A 17758-nucleotide genomic window follows, 5' to 3' on the forward strand; every position below is an offset into this window, starting at 1 on the left:
ACACCCGACGACGTGGTCTTCGTCGACAGCATTCCGCTCGGTGCCACGGGCAAGGTGCAGAAGAACATTCTGCGAGCCGCCTGGCAGGACCACCTGCTGGCCGCGGCCTGATCCACGACGACCCACTCGCCCGGCGCCCGGCCGCTTGGGGCCGCTTGGCCGCGTGGTCGCTTGGTCGCTTGGTCGCTTGGTCGCTTGGCCGCTTGGCCGCTTGGCCGCTTGGCCGCTTGGCAAGGGTCGGCGAACCGCCATTCCTGCCATATCGAGGCTCGCGCCGTTGAACTTGGCCAACTGCCGGGCCCCTGAGCACGCGTCGCCTCGCCCGGGGCCATCGCTCGAATGCCCTTACTGCGCAATCTCGCTGATGGCGATGCGTCGCAACCCCTTGACCGCCGCTTGCAGGTTCGCCGCGGCGGGATTGCTGACCTCGCGCTCGAGCAGGATCGCCAGCGGCGTGGCGGGCTTGCCGTAATAGGCGTCATTGAGCGTTTGGCGGGCTGCCACCACGGAGCCATGGATCGAGAAGCCCGCGAAAGCGCCCTTGACCCTTGAATAGGCAAGGAAGTCCGGTTCGGTATCTGCGGCAGTCCCCACGCCCTTGTTCCAAATGGCCACGGACGCGTCGCCACCCAGGCTCAGGTCTGCCTTGTGGTAGAGCGCGTTGAGTGCGTTGTCGGTCATCGCCAGAATGACAACCTCCGCTACCGACGCACCGATCTGGAGTCCAACGCTCGCCGAGCCCATCGTGTAGAAGGCGGGGCCGTACCACTCGTTTCGAGTCTTGTTGCGCACCAGCAGCACGCCGCTGCCGCCGGATCCACCGAACACGAGGCCCGCCTTGATGACCCGCGGAAAGACCAGTATTCCCTTGGCCGGTCCGAGCGCGGCAACAAAGCCGGTGATGTCGTTGTCTCGGGTGAAGGCCTCGACCGTGGCTTGCGCCGCGACGACCAGGGCCTCGGCGTCCGCCGCATCGGCCGCCCGCGCCGGCACGCTGCCGAATGCGGCCGAAATGCCGAGGGCCGACGCGGCCAGTGCGAAGTGCCTGCGTGTCGTTTTCATGAACCGCCCCTGAAAGCATGCGGGGGCCGTCCGGAAGTTCTTCCCATGACGATGTGCAGCTGTCGCATGTGTTGTCCTCTCCGATGCAAGCCGCCAGGCAGCCACCCGGCCACCCAGCTTCGCCTTGCGAATGTGAGCGCCCCAAGCTAGCGCCTGCTCGAGCGGGCGCAAATCCTACTTAGGTCGGATTCCCAGGCCACGAGGCGCAGGTGCAAGCTCACTCTCGGAACATTCCGGACAGCCCCAGCTCCGAGCGCAATCGGGAAGCCAGGTTCACGAATGCAGCCGAGGGCTTCGACACGGAGAGCCATGCCATGAAGACCCCATCCATGCTCATGATTTCGGCAGCGCTGTGCGCACTCTCGCTGCCTGTCTTCTCGGACGACAAGCCTCCGGCCGGTGCGGCGGTCGTGGCCTCCACGGAGCCCGGCAAGGGAACCGTCGCAGAGGTCGTCGAAGTCAAGGCGACCGTCGAGGCGATCGACAGGAAAAGACATCATCTGACCATCAAGGGCCCGCACGGAAAGGTGTCCTCTCTTGAAGTGGGACCCGACGTACGCAACTTCGAACAGATCAAGGTCGGCGACCGCGTGGCGGTGCGTTACGCACAGGCGCTGACGCTGACCTTGATGAAGAACGGCAAGAAAACGCGCAGCAGGACCGAGACCGTGGATGGCGACCGGTCTCCGGCTGGCGAGCGACCCGCCGGTGTGGTGGGTCAAAGGATCGAGGTCACCGCAGACGTGGTCGCCGTCAACAGAAAGGCCAGGACGGTCACGCTTCATGGACCCGAGCATGAGGTCGTCCTGGACGTACACGATCCCGAGCAGTTGAAGTTGGTCAAGGTGGGTGACCAGGTGCACGCCGTCTACACCGAGGCGGTGGCGCTCTCCGTCGAGCCTGCCTCCCGCTCCGGGAAATAGATGTGCATCACCAGTTCTTTCGAGGAGAAACCGATGAAGACAAGGCAGGCGTGGCATTGGGCGGCGGTGCTGTTGTTGATGGCCTTTGCAGGGGCGTGGAGCCCGGCCCGGGCGGACGAAGTCCCACTGGTCACCGGAGAGCACTGGACTCGCTCCTCGGAGCAAGTGAAGAAGAGCTACCTGATCGGCGTCGCCAACGTGATCCAGATCGAAAGCGCCTACCACGCTGGCAACGCGCCGCCCGATAGCCAGAGCATCATTCCGCGGACCGTCAGAGGGCTGAAGGGGCAAAGCCTGGACAGCGTTCGCAGCGCGCTCGACAACTGGTACGCCACACATCCCGATCGCTTGCAGCGGCCCGTCATCGAGACCCTGTGGTTCGAGATGATCGTGCCGGGTCTCAACAGCAAACCCTGAGGAGGCAAGAGATGAAGCACAGTGCATGGATGATGCCGGTCGCCGCGGCGGCGATGTTGCTGGGTTGCACGAACATGACCCCGCAGCAACAGGGCACCGTGAGCGGTGCAGCCCTCGGAGCCGCGGCAGGCGCGGGCATCGCAGCCATTGCCGGCGGCAGCGGCTGGACCGGCGCGGCCGTCGGCGCCGTGGCCGGCGGTGTGGCCGGCAATATCAAGGGCGGCAGGCAACAGTGAGGGTGGCGGCAGTGCGCGCGGGGCGCGATGTCACTGCCTTCTTCGCGTGATGGGCTTCTCGAACGCCGAAGTCGCGGCACCCTCTATGGCTGCGGTCTGCTTTCGCCTTGCGAAGGTTTCGCCGAGACCGGCTTCCCGTTGTTGCGCAACTTGGTCCGGGTGCTGAAGATGTCCTCGGCTTGAACCTGTTCGGCGCCGACGCCTCGTACCTTTCGATCCTGCTCGCGCTTGCGTTCCGTCGCGGGATTTTCGCAAGGTCGATCCGTCATGACCTTGCGGCCGCCCGCATCCACGCATTCGTTCACCTGATGCGCAAGGACGGACTGGGCCATGCCGACCGCCAGGGCGCAACCGATTCGCTGGAGATTGTTCATTTCTTGAAGGACGGGCCTGCTGCAAGAACGGTTCCTTGCGGCAGGCGGCACCGTGCGTTTGACGAGGTGGGATCGCGCGAGGTATTCACGATGGATCTACCGGGTCGCCAGAAGCGACCAGCGAGCGCACGTCATACACCGGGCACCATCGCCTTGCGCCAGCTCGCGTCAGGATTGAAGCGCACCACGGCACGCGCGGCTGCATCCGTGCCGGGTCCGAGGTCCTTCTCGTACACCGTGCCATCGTGACTGACCATGAAGCTCATCACGCCCGTGTCTCCATAGCGCAGCGGCCAGGCGATCAATGCGAAGCCGCCGCGCATGCGGCCTCCGATGACATAGTCGTAGGCGCCGCCCGGAGCGTCCTTGCCTTGTGCCGTGAGGATCTTGAAGTGGTAGCCGTGGTAGCCCTCGCCGGGCCTGACGCCCGCGTAGAGCGGGCCGAGCGGACTGGGCGCCTCGCCCGGACCCTCCGGCCAATACAAGCCGTCGTGCTTGCCGCGTGAACTGGCGAACTTCTGCGCGTATTCGAGCACGCCGTTGCCGTCACGGTCCTGCAGGGCATATTCCTTCTGGGCGTCGAAGTAGGCAAGGGCGGCCTGCATCGCGGCGAGTTCGTTGCGCCCGATGCGCCGCGAGCGCATCTGGTCGGCGCCTGCGTGTGTGTCGAAGCGCCATCCGGCGGCACTCTTGACGATCGGAATGGGCAATGTCCAATCGCCGGGGCCGGCGGCGAGCATTGCGCGATTGGGGGATTCGAGGACGGTCTTGTGCTGCGTGGCCCATGCACCGAGGAATCCGTAGATGTCCTCGCGATCGAAGCTGCCTTCGGGGATGAACCGCCGCCAGTCGGGGCCAAGCACGGTCCGCAAGGCGTCGATGTCGCTGGTTGCGACGGCATCCGCCAACGCCTGCGACGCCGCGTCCGGCGTGGGATAGGCGCGTTGGGCGAACGAGGATTCAGATGCGAGCGTCAACGCGAAGGCAACCGCCGCTGCCAAGGTCTTGAACGGAGCGATGCTCTGGAACATGTTTCGCGCTTTCTGGATGGAGGGTTGTGTCATTTCAGATCCTTCTAGCGGCGCCCGCCGCCGCCGCCGCCTCCGCGACCCCCACCGTGGCCCCCGCCGCCACCAGCACGCGCGCCCCCGCCGCCTCCGCCACCGCCGCCAGCACGAGCGCCACCGCCGCCTCCGCCACCAGCAGCACGTGCGGCACCACCGCCACCACCGCCGCCACCCGCACGCGCACCGCCCGCGCCTGCGCCACCGCTGTGGGCGGCACGACTCTGCCCCATGGATTGGCGACTCGCGTCGCCACGGCTGGCCTGTTGGCGAGCCTGGTTGCCTGCATCGCCCGCGCCTCGCAGCGCGTTGTCTCCTCCACGCGATGGCCCCTGATTCAGGCCCTGGCCGCCGCCACGGTCACCGGCACCCCCGCGGTTTCCCGCGCCGCCACGATCTCCCGTGTTGCCGCGATCACCGGCACGGTCGCCCGTGCGGTCACCTGCACGATCCCCCGCCCGATCACCTGTGCGATCTCCGCCACGGTCACCGGCCCCGCCACGATCCCCCGCGCCCTGGCGGTCGCGGCCCGTGTCCCGCGCGGCGTTCTGGGCACGCTCCCGGGTCGCGGGGTCGTTGCGCAATTCGTTGCGTCCCTGGCCCGGGTCCATGCCCCGTTGCTGGAGCGCCGATTGCGCCTGCTGGCGCTGGGAATCACGTGCGGTGTCGCGTCCGCGGAAGTCTGACCGCTGGTCCGCGCCAGCCACATTGCGGCCGAACTGCTGCTGGCTGCGACTGTCCCGGTACGGCACGCCGCGTCGATTGGCAGCGTTGTGCTGGAACGACTGGTTGGCGCTGATCTGCCGGTTCACGTTCACGTTGTTGTACCGGGCGGCATTGATGTTGACGTTGCCGCCACCCCAATTGCAATTGCCCCAGAGCGCGGCCGTGGCGGCGATACCGACGCCGAACGCGAGCCCGGTGGCGAGCGCGGCGCCGGGGTAGTAGGCAGCGGGCGGCGGATAGTAGTACGGCGGGTATGCGGGATAAGGCCATGTGCCGTACACCACCGTCGGGTTGTACGCCGGCACATACACCACCTGCGGGTCCGTCGGCTCGATCTTGATGACGGTTTCCTGCGTCTGCGGTGCCTGCTCGACGATGACCTTCTGCTGCTCGGTCGTCTTGAGGCTTCCGTTGCTCTGCGCGCGGGCGCGCAGCCTCTGTGCGGAGTCCAGCACGTCCTTCGATGACGCAAGGAAGGCGTCACCGAGGTTCTGCACCCAGTCCGGCTTGTCGCCCATCGTCTGGATCACCTGCGGGAATGCGACCAGCGACTGGACGCTCGGGTCCCATGGTTCGTCGGCCACGGCCTTCAGCGCCGCCTCGCCCTTCTGGCTCGGGTTGGCCTTCGACCATTTCGCAGCAGCAGCGACGTCCGTGGGATAGGTGGCCGCCATCAATACCTGCGACAACAAGGAGTCGGGGTACAGCGCGATGGGCGCCATCATCTGGTCGAGCTGTTCCGTTGAAAAACTCGGTGCCTGCTGAGCACCCGCGAGCGTCGCCAGCAGCGAGGTCGCCAGCATGAGAGCGCGCGCGATTCGGACGACCAGGGCACGCATATCGCCTCCTTCAGTTGAGCAATGGCGCCATCACCGGGCAACTGGATGCGCGCCGCTTGATCCAGACTAGTGCCTGTGCGATCGGGCGCAAATCCTACTTTGGTCGGATTCCAGGAATCGACAAGCAGGTCAATCGTCCGCCATGCATGAAGCGACGCGGAGCCGGGACCATCCATTCGGACCACATTCACATCGCCGGGATTCCTCGGCTATCGCAGGCGAGCTTGCAGGCCCCGCATCGCCTGCACCGGCCTTCATTGGTTCATTTGCATTCGTACGCTGCATGCATCTTGCCGGCCGCCCTTGGACGCAGCAACGCACCATCTCGTTGTTCCCTGTGCCGGTTGGCAGCCGCTTGACGTCTGCGTCCTTTGAAACTCCAATGGCACGCGTTTTCTCAGTTTCACCTCGCACGAAACCTTGACCAGGGTCTGGAATATGAAGCAGCAACCGATCGCGCGTGGGCCCTCCCCCTTCCTTGCCTCGCTGGCGATACCTTTGATGGTGGCGGGTTGTGTCGTCGCACCGGCGCCCCCCGGGCCCTATGTGGTAGCCCCTGTCGCAGGCACTGCGCCGCGGCCGGCGGCCGCAGCCACGCCCTCCGCCGTGCCGGCTCAGAGCAGTTCGCCATTCAGCGTCGAACAGATCGACCAGATGATGGCGCCCATCGCGCTCTACCCCGACTCCTTGTTGTCGCAGGTCTTGATGGCGGCGACCTATCCGGCAGACGTGGCCGACGCGGCCAGATGGTCGAAGGCGAATCCAGATCGATCCGGCGACGCCGCGGTCAAAGCCGTCGAGAACGAGCCCTGGGATCCGAGCGTCAAGTCGCTGGTCGCGTTTCCGCAGGTGATCCAGATCATGGGCGACAAGCCGGACTGGGTGCAGAACCTCGGCGATGCATTCCTCGCCTCATCGAAGGATGTGCTCGATTCCGCGCAGCGGCTGCGCTCCAAGGCGCAGTCGACCGGCAACCTCAAGTCGTCGGAACAGCAAAGGGTGAGCGCCGCACCGGACCCCCAGACGAATCAGAACGTGATCGTGATCGAACCGGCGGACCCGCAGGTCGTCTATGTGCCGACCTACAACCCGAGCGTGGTGTATGGCACGTGGCCATACCCCGCCTACCCACCCTATTACTACTATCCACCGGCGATGTACTACCCGGGCGCGGCGCTCGCAACGGGCATTGCATTCGGCGTCGGCGTGGCCGCGACGGCGGCGCTCTGGGGCAACTGCAACTGGGGTGGCGGCAACGTCAACATCAATGCCGCCCGGTACAACAACGTGAACGTGAACCGGCAGATCAGCGCCAACCAGTCGTTCCAGCACAACGCTGCGAATCGACGCGGCGTTCCCTACCGGGACAGTCGCAGCCAGCAGCAGTTCGGCCGCAATGTGGCGGGCTCGGACCAGCGCGGGGACTTTCGCGGTCGTGACACCCCCCGCGATGCACAGCGCCAGCAGGCGCAATCCGCGCTGCAGCAGCGCGGCATGGATCCGGGGCAAGGGCGCGATCAATTGCGCAACGATGCCGGCACGCGCGACCGTGCGCAAGCTGCAGCCGGGGGACGAGGTGACGGCGACTTCGGTGGCGGCCGCGGGGGTGATCGGAACCAGTTCGGCGGCCAGGGCGGGGGTGTGGATCGCGTGAGTTCCCGCGGCGGCGACAACGCATTTCGCGGCGCCGGCAATGCGGGGCAGGCACAGCAGCAATTCAATCGCGGCAACTCGAGCCGGCAGTCGATGGGCCAGGCCGGCGGCGGGGCGCGCGCTAGCGCAGGCGGCGGCTTCAGCGGTGGCGGGGCTCGTGGCGGTGGCGGTCGCGGCGGCGGCGGCGGTGGACGCGGCGGCGGCGGACGCCGGTAGGTGGTAGGTGACAGGCATGACGCAATCCCTCAACCGTGGAGTCCCCACCATGCGGCAACCTTCAGTCTTCAAGGCGCTGGCAGCAGCGATCGTCGCGGCCGGGGCGCTGGCTTCGGCACCTTCGTTCGCGCAGCGCGCCTACCCTAGCGCGGAGGCCGCCTCGCAAGCGCTTCACGACGCAATTTCCCGCAATGACACCGTTGCACTGCAGACCGTGCTCGGAGCCGACTGGAGGCGCTTCGTCCCGGTCGGCGACGTCGACCGCGAAGATCTCGACAAATTCCTGTCGGCCTGGTCCAGGCAGCACAAGATCGTCCCGGAGAACAGCGGGAGGGCGCTGCTCGCGGTCGGCGATGGCGACTGGACGTTGCCGGTGCCGATCGTCAAGGGCGATGCCGGCTGGCGTTTCGATCCTCGCGCGGGTGCCGACGTCATGCGAACGCGGCGCATTGGCCGCAATGAACTTTCGGCAATGCAAGCTGCGCTCGCGTACTTCGACGCGCAGAAGGAATACGCGCAACGTGACCACACCGGCGACGGCGTACTCGAATACGCCCAGAAATTCGTGAGCTCGCCGGGCCGCCACGACGGCCTGTACTGGCCGGACACGACCGGACAGGGGCAGAGTCCGCTCGGACCTCTCTACGTGAGCCAGAAGCCCGGCGAGGGCTACCACGGCTACCGCTTCAGGATCCTCACGGCGCAGGGCAAGGCCGCTTCCGGCGGTGCGTACGACTACATCATCGGCGGGCGCATGCGCAGCGGCTTCGCATTGATCGCGTGGCCTGTGCGTTACGGCGATACCGGCATCATGAGCTTCATGGTGAGCCACGAAGGCGTCGTCTACGAAAAGGATCTAGGGTCCGGCACCGAGGCGGCCGCACGGGCCATCAAGCGATTCGATCCCGACGCGGGCTGGCGCAAGGCGACCGTCAATTGAAGCTGAACACCCCCGAAGCGCCTGCGGCGCCTCCCCCTCGAGGGGGCGCACCCGGTGGCCCGGCAAAGCCGGTTCCACGGGTGCCCACGAACAGATTTCGCCGTGCTCGTCCTGGGTTTCATGCGTCGCGGGTCACGCGACAGCGTGGTGGAATTGATATGAGGGGTTCGACGGATGCGCGCCGCGCATGACGGCTTGCGTTCGACCTTGCGCCTCCCCCTCGATCCGTGAGGGTCAGTAGCTGAGCTCCCCATGCGCGCGGATCTCTCCCGCCTTGTTGGCTCGCGTGGCCTCGGCCTTGTAGGGGGCGCGCGCTGCGTCGCGCTCAGGACTGAACAACTTCGGCGCGGGACTGCCGGGCTGTGAAGGCTTCGCGGCCGGCGCGCCGCTGCCGCTACGGCGCGCCGTGTGCGCGGCCGCGCGTTCCTCGGCCGAATAGGAGCGCCGCGGCTCGGGAATCGGATTGCCCTCTCCGATCTGCGGGCCGCGCGCGGCCGAGGCGCCTTCCCTGATCCGCGCGGCCCTCGCCGCTTCGCTGGCGTCGGCGCCCACAGGCTGCGAGTTCGCTATCGCCGGGAGCGCCATCGCGATCGCAAGAACTGTTCTCAGGACTCTCATTCGTGACCTCCTTGGTGTCACTGTGGCATCAGAAGCTGTGGCGCAATCCGAAGTCGCAGCCATTGGAACTCCGATCCGGAGCTGTCAGGGAACCATTGAGCGCGGCCGATGCCCCGCCACTATTGGCCAGGTGCGCGTAGGTCACATAGGCCACCGTTCGCTTGGAGAAGGTGTAGACATAGCCGATCGCGAACTTGCGGCTTCGCGGACCGCCCGCCTCGTCGGTTCCATAAGTCGAGTAGGACACGCGCACCTGATCGACGCCCACCGGAACGGTGCCGCCGACCAGGTACCCGGTGCCGGTGACGGGCACGATGCTTTCGACCTTGTCGCGGTAGTAGCCGCCCGAGAGCTTCAAGATGCCAAAGTCGTAGAAGGCGCCAATGTTCAAGACGTTGATGTTCCCTGTGGAGCTGGTGCGCGCGAACTTCGTACTGCCGGAGGCAATCGCAACGCCGAACGCGCCGATGCCGTATCCGATGCGCGCGGCATAGCCGTCACCGTCATCCGGCGTTGCGGAGTTCGAGATGTTTTCGCCCATGAAATACTGGACCTCCCCGAAAAACCCGCCGAGGCCCGGTGGAAGAAAGTAGCCGATCATGTTCGACGCGCGTGTCGCGGTCGGTCCGGCCAGCGTGCCGACATTGGCCTGCGAAGCACCAACGCCGTTCGTGCCGAACGGATCCACCTGTTCGCGATTGCGGTAGGGGGCCGTGAAGTCCCGGCCGAGGCGCAACTCGCCCCACAGATCGATCAGGCTGACAGTGGCGCGCCGGTTGAAAGAGATCACATCGCCCGACGTGGCGCCAGCGGGTGTGTTGTTCCTGTTGCCTGCCACGCCGGTGCCGTCGTCTGCGTTGTAGCCGGCTTCCAGCCAGAAGTTGGCGCCCAGCCCGCCGCCAAGGTCCTCGGTGCCGCGAAAGCCGAGCCTCGAAGGGGAATTGGCGCCACTGACCAGTTGCGTCTTGTGCGCGGCGCTTCCCGTGCCATACGCGACAGCGACATCCGCTATGCCGAAGAGTGTCACGCTGCTGCCGCTGACGGGCCCCTGCCCCACGCTGGTCTGCGCAAGTGCGGCGCCCACGAACATGCAGTTGGCCGCAGCCAGCGTGACCTTCACTCTCATCGCGTTCTCCTTCGTATTCTTGGGGCCGGGAGCAGCCTGCTCTGCGCCCCAGCCGTTGTGGAGATTGCCTGAGCGAGAACGGCAAGCGGCATGCTATTTCAGCAAAAATGCATGGCAAATCCTACCTTGGTCGGATGAGTTGACAGTCGCACCGCGCGGGGTGAACGGGGTAAGACAGCGGCATGTCAGTGCTCCACCAGGCCATGGCGTAACCCGCGACGCCTGAACCGGACGAGCACGGCGAGTCTGCTCGTGGGCACCCGTGGAACCGGCTTTGCCGGGCCACCGGGTGCGCCCCCTTGAGGGGGAGGCGCCGAAGGCGCTTCGGGGGTGTTTCATCCCACCGGCTTTGCCGGGCCACCGGGTGCGCCCCCTTGAGGGGACTTGAGGGGGAAGCGCCGAAGGCGCTTCGGGGTTGTTTCATCCTTCAGTCTTGATCAACCCGAGGATGCGCGCACGAAGGACGGCTTGCTTGCGGGTGCCGGCGTCGAGCTTGGCAAAGAGATTCTTGACGTGCCACTTGACTGTGGTCTCGCCGACCTGCATGGCACGCCCGATCTCCTTGTTCGACAGGTTGCGTGCGAGCAGCTCCAACACCTCGCGCTCTTTCGGCGTGAGGACCATGCCGTAGGCCGAAGCGGTCCGCACTTCTTGCACTTCCTCCACCTTTGCGGCGGGCGCGGCGGGGCGGGCCACGAGGCTTGCGCGCTGCAACCCGTCGGCAGCAACACGGCTCACCCAGTTCCCCAGATCGGGGTGGGCGTCGGCGAAAACCCGCCGAAGTCCGAAGGTGTCCGCCAGGTCCACGGCTTCGCGCAACCGCCCATGCGAGTCCTCGCCGCACTGGTCGAGGGCGAAGGCGTGCAGCCCGAGCAGTTCGATGCGCAAGCGGCCCTGCTTGAGCACGCGCGCCATCGCGTCGGCGCGTTTCAGCGGCTCCAGCGCGAGGCGCCAGTCCTTCGCGGCGATGGCCGCATAGCTCAGGGCGACTTCCCGCAGGACGTCCACGTTGCGCCGCCAGAGGCGGCCCTGCGACAGCGCATCGTCGCGACACAGCGCATCGATCCGTTCGCAGAGTTCACGGCAACTCTGCGAACGATATCGTCCGGCATGCATACGGACCTGCTCGGTCAGGCTGGCGATCCGCAGGCGCGGCAGCCGCCGGACCGCCCCGACGGCATCGAGGGCTTCGAGCAATTCGAGCGCGCGATGTTCGGCGCCCTCGGCCGCTGCCATCCGGGCCATCGTCCGGTACGCCAGCAGCAACGATTCAGGCAAGCCACTGCGCTCCAGGATGTCGAGGCGATCCGCCAACACGGTGGCCGCATCGCGAGGACGATCGCACTCCCACGCCGCCGCGGCCTGCAGGGCGGCCAGCATGCAGCTGAAGCTGTTTCGCCGCCCCAATTCCGCGTCGGCGCTCGCCACCGCGGGCCGCAGCAGGCTGTCGGCGAGCTGTACCTGACCCTCCCAGATGTAGCTCAGTCCAACGATGAATTCTCCCCAGCGCTGCGTGTACCCCACGCCGCGACTGAAATCGCCTCGCGGTGCCTGTTGCTCGCGCAGGCGCGCGAGCGCTGGTTCGCCTTCGAGCAGCGCGCGGTAGGCCTTTCGATTCGCAATCACCTGCAGCAGCATCGGATCGTGCGGCGGGGCTGCATCTGCCCAGGGGTCGTGCAGCGCGGCAAAGCGATCGGGATCGTCCGCGAATACGGCTGCGCCTGCGAGGATCAGCGCGCATTCGCAGCTCAGCTTGTCGTCCACTTCGGGTTGGGCGAGGATGCGCGCCACCAGGCGCTCGGCTTCCTCATGCCGCTCGCTGACCGCGAGCGTCCAGGCGGCAGCCAGCAGGAGGCGCGGTCGCCGGTCCAGTTCGGCAGCAGGAAGCTCCGCGAGCCAGTCGAGCACCGCACCCTGCCGGCCGTGCCGCATGATGGATTCGTACAAGCTGCGCTCTGCCAGTTCGTATGCCTTCTGATTCTGCCCGGCAGTCAATGCGTGCCGCGCCGCATATTCGAGCAGTCTGTGCTCGGCGAGCCATTCCGCGGCGCGCGCATGGGCCTGTGACTGCTGCGCCGGGGTCAGGGCCGAAAAGAGCTTGCGCAGCACGTCGCGCGCCAGGGTGTGCATGCGCAGCCAGTCGCCGCGTTCGGACGCGGCGAAAACTGGCGTCTCACGGCTCAGGCGTGCCAGACGCTCGTCCGCGTCGGCGAATTCCGTGACCGCGCCGCACAACTCCGGATGCAGGTGATCGAGGATCGAGATACGGACGAGGAACTCGCTGTCGCCAGGATCGAGATGGGCCAGCAGCCGCTTGACGAAATGCTCATGCAACTCGGCGCTGAGCACGCCCATGTCCGCGACATCCGCACGCGCATCGACGCCGCGCGCAATGAGGGTGAGCGCCAGTTGAAGGCCCAGCGGCCAGCCTTCCGTCAGCTCGTGCAGCCGTGCAGCAGTGTCGTTGTCGACGCGTGCGCCCAACCGGCTGCGCATCAGTTGCATGGTTTCGTCGAGGCGGAACCGAAGCGAGGACGATCCGATCGCGACGCATTGCCCGTAGGCGAGGAGATCGTCGATGTCCAGATGCACATCGGGCCGCGCCGCGACGATCACGCGCAGATTCGTAGGCGCATTGCGCATCAGATAGGCGAGGGCCTCGCGCGATGCTGCCGGCAGGCGTTCGGCTTCGTCGACGATGAGGACGACATCCAGCGCCGACTGCGCCAGCTCTGCGAGCCACATCGTGATTCCTTCCAGACCGCCGGGGCCCACGGCTTCGAGCAGCGTGTGGCCGAAGGTCGATCGTCCGGCGGCGCGCCGGATCGCCAGCGCGAGACTCTGCGCCAGGCGCTGTGGCTCATCCTGCGGCTGCGCCGACACCCAGCCGACCACGGCGCCATGGGAAAGATGTTCGAGCCGCCATTGGGCCAGAAGAGATGTCTTACCGAAGCCCGCCGGAGCCTGGACCAGGATCGCGCGAAGATCCCGGATCGGAGTCTCCGCCGACAGCAGCCTCGCACGCGAAACAAGATCACGGGGCACCCGCGGGGGCGAGACCTTGAGCAACAAGTCATCGTCGACTTCGCCGGAACCACGTGCCACGAAAGTTTCCTCTTAGAGCACGCATGTGAAGTCGCCTGCCCGTGCCGCTGAATGGCACCCTGACCTCACGGGCAGTCGTGCGCCTTTGCGAAATTCTAGCTTTGCACGGCGCAGCCTCCCTGTCCGAATGGCTCGCGCTGCCCCCGCTCCGGATCCACTTCGATCGACGTTCCTGAACGGATGCATCGCGGCGTCGCCAGGCAGGGACCTGGGCTCTTTGCAGCTTCGAGCGGCGCGGCGCGCTCGAAGCCGGCTGCCGTTTCGAAACCCGCCGAGCCCAATCCCGCCGACGGTCGACGTTCACACAGCGCCGACACTCCTGCTCGCGTTCAGTCTTCCACCACGCTATTGCAAGACCCGCGACGCATGAAACCCAGGACGAGCACGGCGAAGTCTGTTCGTGGGCACCCGCGGAACCGGCTTTGCCGGGCCGCCGGGTGCGCCCCCTCGAGGGGGAGGCGCCGCAGGCGCATCGGGGGTGTTCAATACTTCTCTTCGATATACCTCACCGGATGGGCCGGTTCGCGAGGGCCATTGATCTTTCCGCGCTTGGGCAGCTTCACCTTCTCGTGATGCACCTCGTGATAGGGCACCTGGCTCAGGAAATGCGAAATGATGTTGAGCCGCGCACGACGCTTGTCGTCCGACCTCGCGACGTGCCAAGGTGCGAACTCCGTGTCGGTGGCCGCGAACATCTCGTCCCGCGCACGTGAATAATCATTCCAGCGGCCGTAGGACTTGAGGTCCATCGGCGACAGCTTCCAGATCTTGCGCTGGTCATGGATGCGGCCCTCCAGGCGGCGGGTCTGCTCTTCGGGACTGACCTCGAGCCAGTACTTGAGAAGAATGACCCCCGAATCCAGGATGGCCCGCTCCACCAGCGGAACCCCGCGCAGGAATCCGTGAACCATCTCCTCCGTGCAAAAGCCCATGACGCGCTCCACGCCGGCGCGGTTGTACCAACTGCGATCGAAGATCACCACCTCGCCAGCAGCCGGCAGGTGCGGCAGATAGCGCTGGAAGTACATCTGGCTTTTTTCGCGATCGGACGGCGCCGGCAGCGCGATCACCCTGAACACCCGCGGGCTCACGCGCTCGGTGATCGCCTTGATGGTGCCGCCCTTGCCCGCACCATCGCGCCCCTCGAACACGATGCAGACCTTCAGTCCCTTGTGCACGACCCACTGCTGCAGCTTGACGAGTTCGACGTGCAGGCGTTCGAGTTCCTTGTCGTAATCGCGGCGCTTGAGCCCCCCCTTGGACGGCTCTTCGGTCTTGGAGTCGGATTCGTCGCGGACGGCGACAGCCGCGTTCTCCTGCTTGTCCGCCGGTCGATGTTTCAGTTGCATGGCAGGCACCTCGCTTTGACGTTGCCCATCAGGGTAGCGTCGGGTACGGAGGCGTCAAATCCTACTTTGGTCGGATTTCCACGCTCGTGTCCGACAGAACAGACTCGGGCCCCAGGCTCGTTCCTGATGGCCGCATGCCGCACATCATCGAGAAGACCGCAACCGCACCGGGAGACGCGTCCATGCCTCCTGCGCCTGTCAGCGGATGGCGCGCAGCGTTCCCGCCTGCCCAATGGTTGCCCGGTTACCGGGGTGCATGGTTGCCGCGCGATGCGGTCGCCGGAATCACGCTGGCTGCCTACGCGATTCCGGTTTCGCTGGCCTACGCCTTGCTGGCCGGACTGCCGCCTCAATGCGGTGTCTACGGCTACCTTGCCGGCGGCCTGTTCTATGCGCTCTTCGGCTCGTCGCGCCAGCTCGCGATCGGCCCTACGTCGGCGATCTCCATTCTTATCGCGCCGACGATGACGGCCGCCTTGGCGGGGGGCGATACGGCGCGCGCCATGGATCTCGCGGCGCTCACTGCGCTGGTGATGGCGGGGCTGAGCATGCTCGCCTGGCTCTTGCGGCTGAGTTCGCTCATGAACTTCGTCAGCGAGACGATTCTTCTCGGCTTCAAGGCCGGCGCCGCGCTCACGATCGCGATGACGCAGTTGCCGAAGCTGTTCGGTGTCAAAGGCGGCGGGGAGCATTTCTTCGAGCGGGTCGCGGTGCTCGTGGGCCAACTGCCGGGCACGAATGCCGCCGTACTCGGCTTCGGACTGGCTTCGCTCGCCTTGCTCCTTGCCGGGGAGAAGCTGCTGCCGGGGCGGCCGGTGGCGCTGGCCGTGGTGGTGCTCTCGATCGTCGTGCTGTCCGTGACGCCGCTGGCCGCCCTCGGCCTGCCGGTACTGGGCGAGTTGCCAACCGGATTGCCTGGCATCCGCGCACCGAGTCTGCGCCTTCACGACGTGGACGACGTGCTTCCGCTGGCCTTCGCCTGCCTGCTGCTGGCTTACGTCGAAGGCGTGTCCGCGGCGCGCACCTTGGCCGAGCGCCACGGCAACGTCATCGATGCGCGCCAGGAACTGCTGGGCCTCGGCGCGGCGAACCTGGCCGTGGCCTTCGTCCAGGGCTATCCAGTGGCGGGCGGGCTGTCGCAGTCCTCCGTCAACGACAAGGCGGGCGCGAAGACGCCGCTGGCGCTGGTGTTCGCCTCGATCGCCATTGCACTGTGCCTGGCGTACCTTGCGCCGCTGCTTCGCAACCTGCCCAACGTGGTGCTGGCGACCATCGTGCTTGTGGCGGTCAAGGGCCTCTTCGACATTCCCCAACTGCGCGCGCTGTGGAACGCGAGCCGCTACGAGTTCGGCGTCGCGATGATCGCCTTTGGCGGGGTGTTGGTGCTGGGCATCCTCAAGGGCGTGATGCTTGCGGCGGTGGCGTCCCTGCTGCTGCTCATCCGGCGGGTGGCTCAGCCTCACATCGCCTTCCTCGGGCGCATTCCGGGTACGCGCAGCCTTTCGGACAGCCGGCACAGCCCTGACAACGAGCCACTCCATGGCGCGCTGGTGTTCCGTGTCGAGGCAGCCATCCTCTATTTCAACGCGGAACACGTGCAGGAGGTGGTGCTTGCGAAGGTCCGCACGGCGACGCAGCCGATACAGCTCGTGGTGTGCGACCTCTCGACCTCGGCGACCATCGACCTTGCCGGTGCCCGCATGCTGGCACGGCTGCAGGCGCAGTTGCAGGCGGCCGGCATCGCCATGCGAATCGCTTCGGCGCACGCCCTCGCGCGCCATATCCTGCGCGGCGAAGGGCTCGAAGAACGCTTCGGCGACCTGGGCCGGCGGATGACGTCGATAGACGTTCTGGACGAATTCGAAGGCATCGCGACGGGCACCATGGGCTCGCATCCACCTGGCCCCGGCCGCTGATTCATGGCGGTGGCTCGCCTGCGTCTCCAAGCTTCGCGACCAGTTCCGGAATCGCAAGGAACAGATCGGCCACAAGCCCATAGTCGGCAACGGAAAAGATCGGGGCGTCCTCGTCCGAATTGATCGCAACGATCACCTTCGAGTCCTTGATGCCGGTCAGATGATGGATGGAACCCGAGATGCCACAGGCGATGTACAACTCCGGTGCCACGATCTTTCCGGTCTGGCCCACCTGCCAGTCGTTGGGCGCGAAGCCTTCATCGACTGCAGCGAGGCTCGCGCCGAGACCCGCGTTCAACCTGTCCGCCAGCGGCGCCAACATGTCCATGAACTTCTCGGCGCTGCCCAGGCCCCGCCCACCGGCGACGATGACCCGGGCAGCCGTCAGTTCCGGGCGATCGCTGCGGTGGATCTCCCGTCCAAGGAAGTTGCTCTTGCCCGTGTCCGCCACCCCTTCGATGGTTTGCACCGTTGCGCTGCCGCCGGTTGGCGAAGCCGCATCGAAGCTGGTGGTGCGCACCGTCAACACCTTGATGGCGTCGTCGCTTTGCACAGTGGCAATCACGTTGCCCGCATAGATCGGGCGTTCGAAGACGTCCGATGCGATGACCTTGGTGACTTCGCTGATCGCGGCCACGTCGAGCAAGGCCGCCACGCGCGGAGCGACGTTCTTGCCGTTGGCGATGGCCGCAAACACGATGTGGCTGTAGCTCGGAGCCATCGGCAGGATCTGGGCGGCCAGGTTTTCTGCCAGGTTGTCAGCCAGGACCGGGCTGTCGGCGGCGATGACCCGGGTCACGCCCGCGATGCAGGCTGCCGCCCCGACGGCGTCCCCCACGTTCGACCCGGCCACAAGGACGTGGACCTCGCCTGCCGAACACGCCAACGCGGCCGTGACGGCATTCAACGTCGCCGTCTTGATGCCGGCGTGGTCGTGCTCGGCAATCACCAGCGCGGTCATTCAATCACCCGCTCGGAAGGGCCGGCACGCACCAGCGGTGCGCCGCCCTGCAAGCCGACGATGGTCGCGTGCCGATTCATTCGAATGAGGCCCCGGCAGCGTCCCAGTTCTGCACGAGCTCCGCGACCGAACGCACGCCGATCTTCTCCATGACCCGGCCGCGATGCTGCTTGACGGTCTGTTCCGCGATCAGCAGGTCGGCTGCGATCTGCTTGTTCAGGCGCCCCCTGATC

At 66.4% G+C, this 17758-nt stretch carries 16 protein-coding genes; 6 read left to right on the top strand and 10 right to left on the bottom strand.

Annotated features, from left to right (window positions below; genetic code table 11):
• Positions 1 to 345: 345 nt before the first annotated feature.
• Entirely contained in the window at positions 346 to 1062 is a 717-nt protein-coding gene (locus tag WKW80_RS36020; protein ID WP_340368358.1) for a lipid-binding SYLF domain-containing protein, read from the bottom strand.
• Positions 1063 to 1376: 314 nt separating this feature from the next.
• Between WKW80_RS36020 and WKW80_RS36025 the strand changes: the two genes are divergently transcribed.
• The 3 genes from WKW80_RS36025 to WKW80_RS36035 are packed head-to-tail and all read left to right on the top strand — an operon-like array spanning position 1377 to position 2638.
• On the top strand, positions 1377 to 1985 hold the full coding sequence (locus WKW80_RS36025; RefSeq protein WP_340368359.1) for a hypothetical protein: 609 nt from the start codon (positions 1377 to 1379) through the stop codon (positions 1983 to 1985).
• A gap of 33 nt (positions 1986 to 2018) precedes the next feature.
• Entirely contained in the window at positions 2019 to 2402 is a 384-nt protein-coding gene (locus tag WKW80_RS36030; protein ID WP_340368360.1) for a hypothetical protein, read from the top strand.
• 11 nt (positions 2403 to 2413) lie between these two features.
• Complete coding sequence (locus WKW80_RS36035; RefSeq protein WP_340368361.1) at positions 2414 to 2638, top strand: YMGG-like glycine zipper-containing protein; 225 nt, start codon at positions 2414 to 2416, stop codon at positions 2636 to 2638.
• A gap of 83 nt (positions 2639 to 2721) precedes the next feature.
• Here WKW80_RS36035 and WKW80_RS37670 read toward each other — a convergent pair whose 3' ends face one another.
• From WKW80_RS37670 to WKW80_RS36045, 3 genes are all read right to left on the bottom strand, one after another.
• On the bottom strand, positions 2722 to 3012 hold the full coding sequence (locus WKW80_RS37670) for a DUF4124 domain-containing protein (protein ID WP_422823049.1): 291 nt from the start codon (positions 3010 to 3012) through the stop codon (positions 2722 to 2724).
• Between the two features lie 131 nt (positions 3013 to 3143).
• On the bottom strand, positions 3144 to 4076 hold the full coding sequence (locus WKW80_RS36040) for a DUF2950 domain-containing protein (protein WP_340368362.1): 933 nt from the start codon (positions 4074 to 4076) through the stop codon (positions 3144 to 3146).
• Positions 4077 to 4087: 11 nt separating this feature from the next.
• Entirely contained in the window at positions 4088 to 5641 is a 1554-nt protein-coding gene (locus tag WKW80_RS36045; RefSeq protein WP_340368363.1) for a DUF3300 domain-containing protein, read from the bottom strand.
• Between the two features lie 438 nt (positions 5642 to 6079).
• Here WKW80_RS36045 and WKW80_RS36050 point away from each other — a divergent pair, with 438 nt between their 5' ends.
• Together WKW80_RS36050 and WKW80_RS36055 are read left to right on the top strand one after the other, a co-directional pair.
• Positions 6080 to 7510, top strand: coding sequence for a DUF3300 domain-containing protein (locus tag WKW80_RS36050; RefSeq protein ID WP_340368364.1), 1431 nt, complete (start codon positions 6080 to 6082; stop codon positions 7508 to 7510).
• A gap of 49 nt (positions 7511 to 7559) precedes the next feature.
• On the top strand, positions 7560 to 8450 hold the full coding sequence (locus WKW80_RS36055) for a DUF2950 domain-containing protein (protein WP_340368365.1): 891 nt from the start codon (positions 7560 to 7562) through the stop codon (positions 8448 to 8450).
• Positions 8451 to 8684: 234 nt separating this feature from the next.
• Here WKW80_RS36055 and WKW80_RS36060 read toward each other — a convergent pair whose 3' ends face one another.
• The 4 genes from WKW80_RS36060 to ppk2 form a co-directional block, all read right to left on the bottom strand.
• The gene (locus WKW80_RS36060) at positions 8685 to 9068 is read right to left on the bottom strand and encodes a hypothetical protein (RefSeq protein ID WP_340368366.1); all 384 of its coding nucleotides are present in this window, start codon (positions 9066 to 9068) and stop codon (positions 8685 to 8687) included.
• A gap of 28 nt (positions 9069 to 9096) precedes the next feature.
• Positions 9097 to 10194, bottom strand: coding sequence for a porin (locus tag WKW80_RS36065; RefSeq protein ID WP_340368367.1), 1098 nt, complete (start codon positions 10192 to 10194; stop codon positions 9097 to 9099).
• Between the two features lie 420 nt (positions 10195 to 10614).
• On the bottom strand, positions 10615 to 13299 hold the full coding sequence (locus tag WKW80_RS36070; RefSeq protein ID WP_340368368.1) for a winged helix-turn-helix domain-containing protein: 2685 nt from the start codon (positions 13297 to 13299) through the stop codon (positions 10615 to 10617).
• A 482-nt stretch (positions 13300 to 13781) separates the two neighbouring features.
• Positions 13782 to 14648: a polyphosphate kinase 2 gene (gene ppk2, locus WKW80_RS36075; protein ID WP_422823047.1), complete on the bottom strand. Its 867-nt coding sequence runs from the start codon at positions 14646 to 14648 to the stop codon at positions 13782 to 13784.
• Positions 14649 to 14782: 134 nt separating this feature from the next.
• Here ppk2 and WKW80_RS36080 point away from each other — a divergent pair, with 134 nt between their 5' ends.
• Positions 14783 to 16564, top strand: coding sequence for a SulP family inorganic anion transporter (locus WKW80_RS36080; RefSeq protein WP_422823048.1), 1782 nt, complete (start codon positions 14783 to 14785; stop codon positions 16562 to 16564).
• 1 nt (position 16565) lies between these two features.
• Here the strand turns inward: WKW80_RS36080 and WKW80_RS36085 are convergent, their stop codons facing one another.
• A complete protein-coding gene (locus WKW80_RS36085; protein WP_340368370.1) occupies positions 16566 to 17525 on the bottom strand; it encodes an electron transfer flavoprotein subunit alpha/FixB family protein in 960 nt (319 codons plus the stop codon).
• A 76-nt stretch (positions 17526 to 17601) separates the two neighbouring features.
• Positions 17602 to 17757: a LuxR C-terminal-related transcriptional regulator gene (locus WKW80_RS36090; RefSeq protein ID WP_340368372.1), complete on the bottom strand. Its 156-nt coding sequence runs from the start codon at positions 17755 to 17757 to the stop codon at positions 17602 to 17604.
• Between the last annotated feature and the right edge of the window lies 1 nt (position 17758).

This window comes from Variovorax humicola (assembly GCF_037889915.1).
Lineage (GTDB): Bacteria > Pseudomonadota > Gammaproteobacteria > Burkholderiales > Burkholderiaceae_C > Variovorax > Variovorax humicola.

Bases quoted from the DNA above. Each gene is read 5' to 3' on its own strand.
- WKW80_RS36020 (WP_340368358.1), bottom strand. From the start codon at position 1,062: ATGAAAACGACACGCAGGCACTTCGCACTGGCCGCGTCGGCCCTCGGC.
- WKW80_RS36025 (WP_340368359.1), top strand. From the start codon at position 1,377: ATGAAGACCCCATCCATGCTCATGATTTCGGCAGCGCTGTGCGCACTC.
- WKW80_RS36030 (WP_340368360.1), top strand. From the start codon at position 2,019: ATGAAGACAAGGCAGGCGTGGCATTGGGCGGCGGTGCTGTTGTTGATG.
- WKW80_RS36035 (WP_340368361.1), top strand. From the start codon at position 2,414: ATGAAGCACAGTGCATGGATGATGCCGGTCGCCGCGGCGGCGATGTTG.
- WKW80_RS37670 (WP_422823049.1), bottom strand. From the start codon at position 3,012: ATGAACAATCTCCAGCGAATCGGTTGCGCCCTGGCGGTCGGCATGGCC.
- WKW80_RS36040 (WP_340368362.1), bottom strand. From the start codon at position 4,076: ATGACACAACCCTCCATCCAGAAAGCGCGAAACATGTTCCAGAGCATC.
- WKW80_RS36045 (WP_340368363.1), bottom strand. From the start codon at position 5,641: ATGCGTGCCCTGGTCGTCCGAATCGCGCGCGCTCTCATGCTGGCGACC.
- WKW80_RS36050 (WP_340368364.1), top strand. From the start codon at position 6,080: ATGAAGCAGCAACCGATCGCGCGTGGGCCCTCCCCCTTCCTTGCCTCG.
- WKW80_RS36055 (WP_340368365.1), top strand. From the start codon at position 7,560: ATGCGGCAACCTTCAGTCTTCAAGGCGCTGGCAGCAGCGATCGTCGCG.
- WKW80_RS36060 (WP_340368366.1), bottom strand. From the start codon at position 9,068: ATGAGAGTCCTGAGAACAGTTCTTGCGATCGCGATGGCGCTCCCGGCG.
- WKW80_RS36065 (WP_340368367.1), bottom strand. From the start codon at position 10,194: ATGAGAGTGAAGGTCACGCTGGCTGCGGCCAACTGCATGTTCGTGGGC.
- ppk2 (WP_422823047.1), bottom strand. From the start codon at position 14,648: ATGCAACTGAAACATCGACCGGCGGACAAGCAGGAGAACGCGGCTGTC.
- WKW80_RS36080 (WP_422823048.1), top strand. From the start codon at position 14,783: ATGCCGCACATCATCGAGAAGACCGCAACCGCACCGGGAGACGCGTCC.
- WKW80_RS36085 (WP_340368370.1), bottom strand. From the start codon at position 17,525: ATGACCGCGCTGGTGATTGCCGAGCACGACCACGCCGGCATCAAGACG.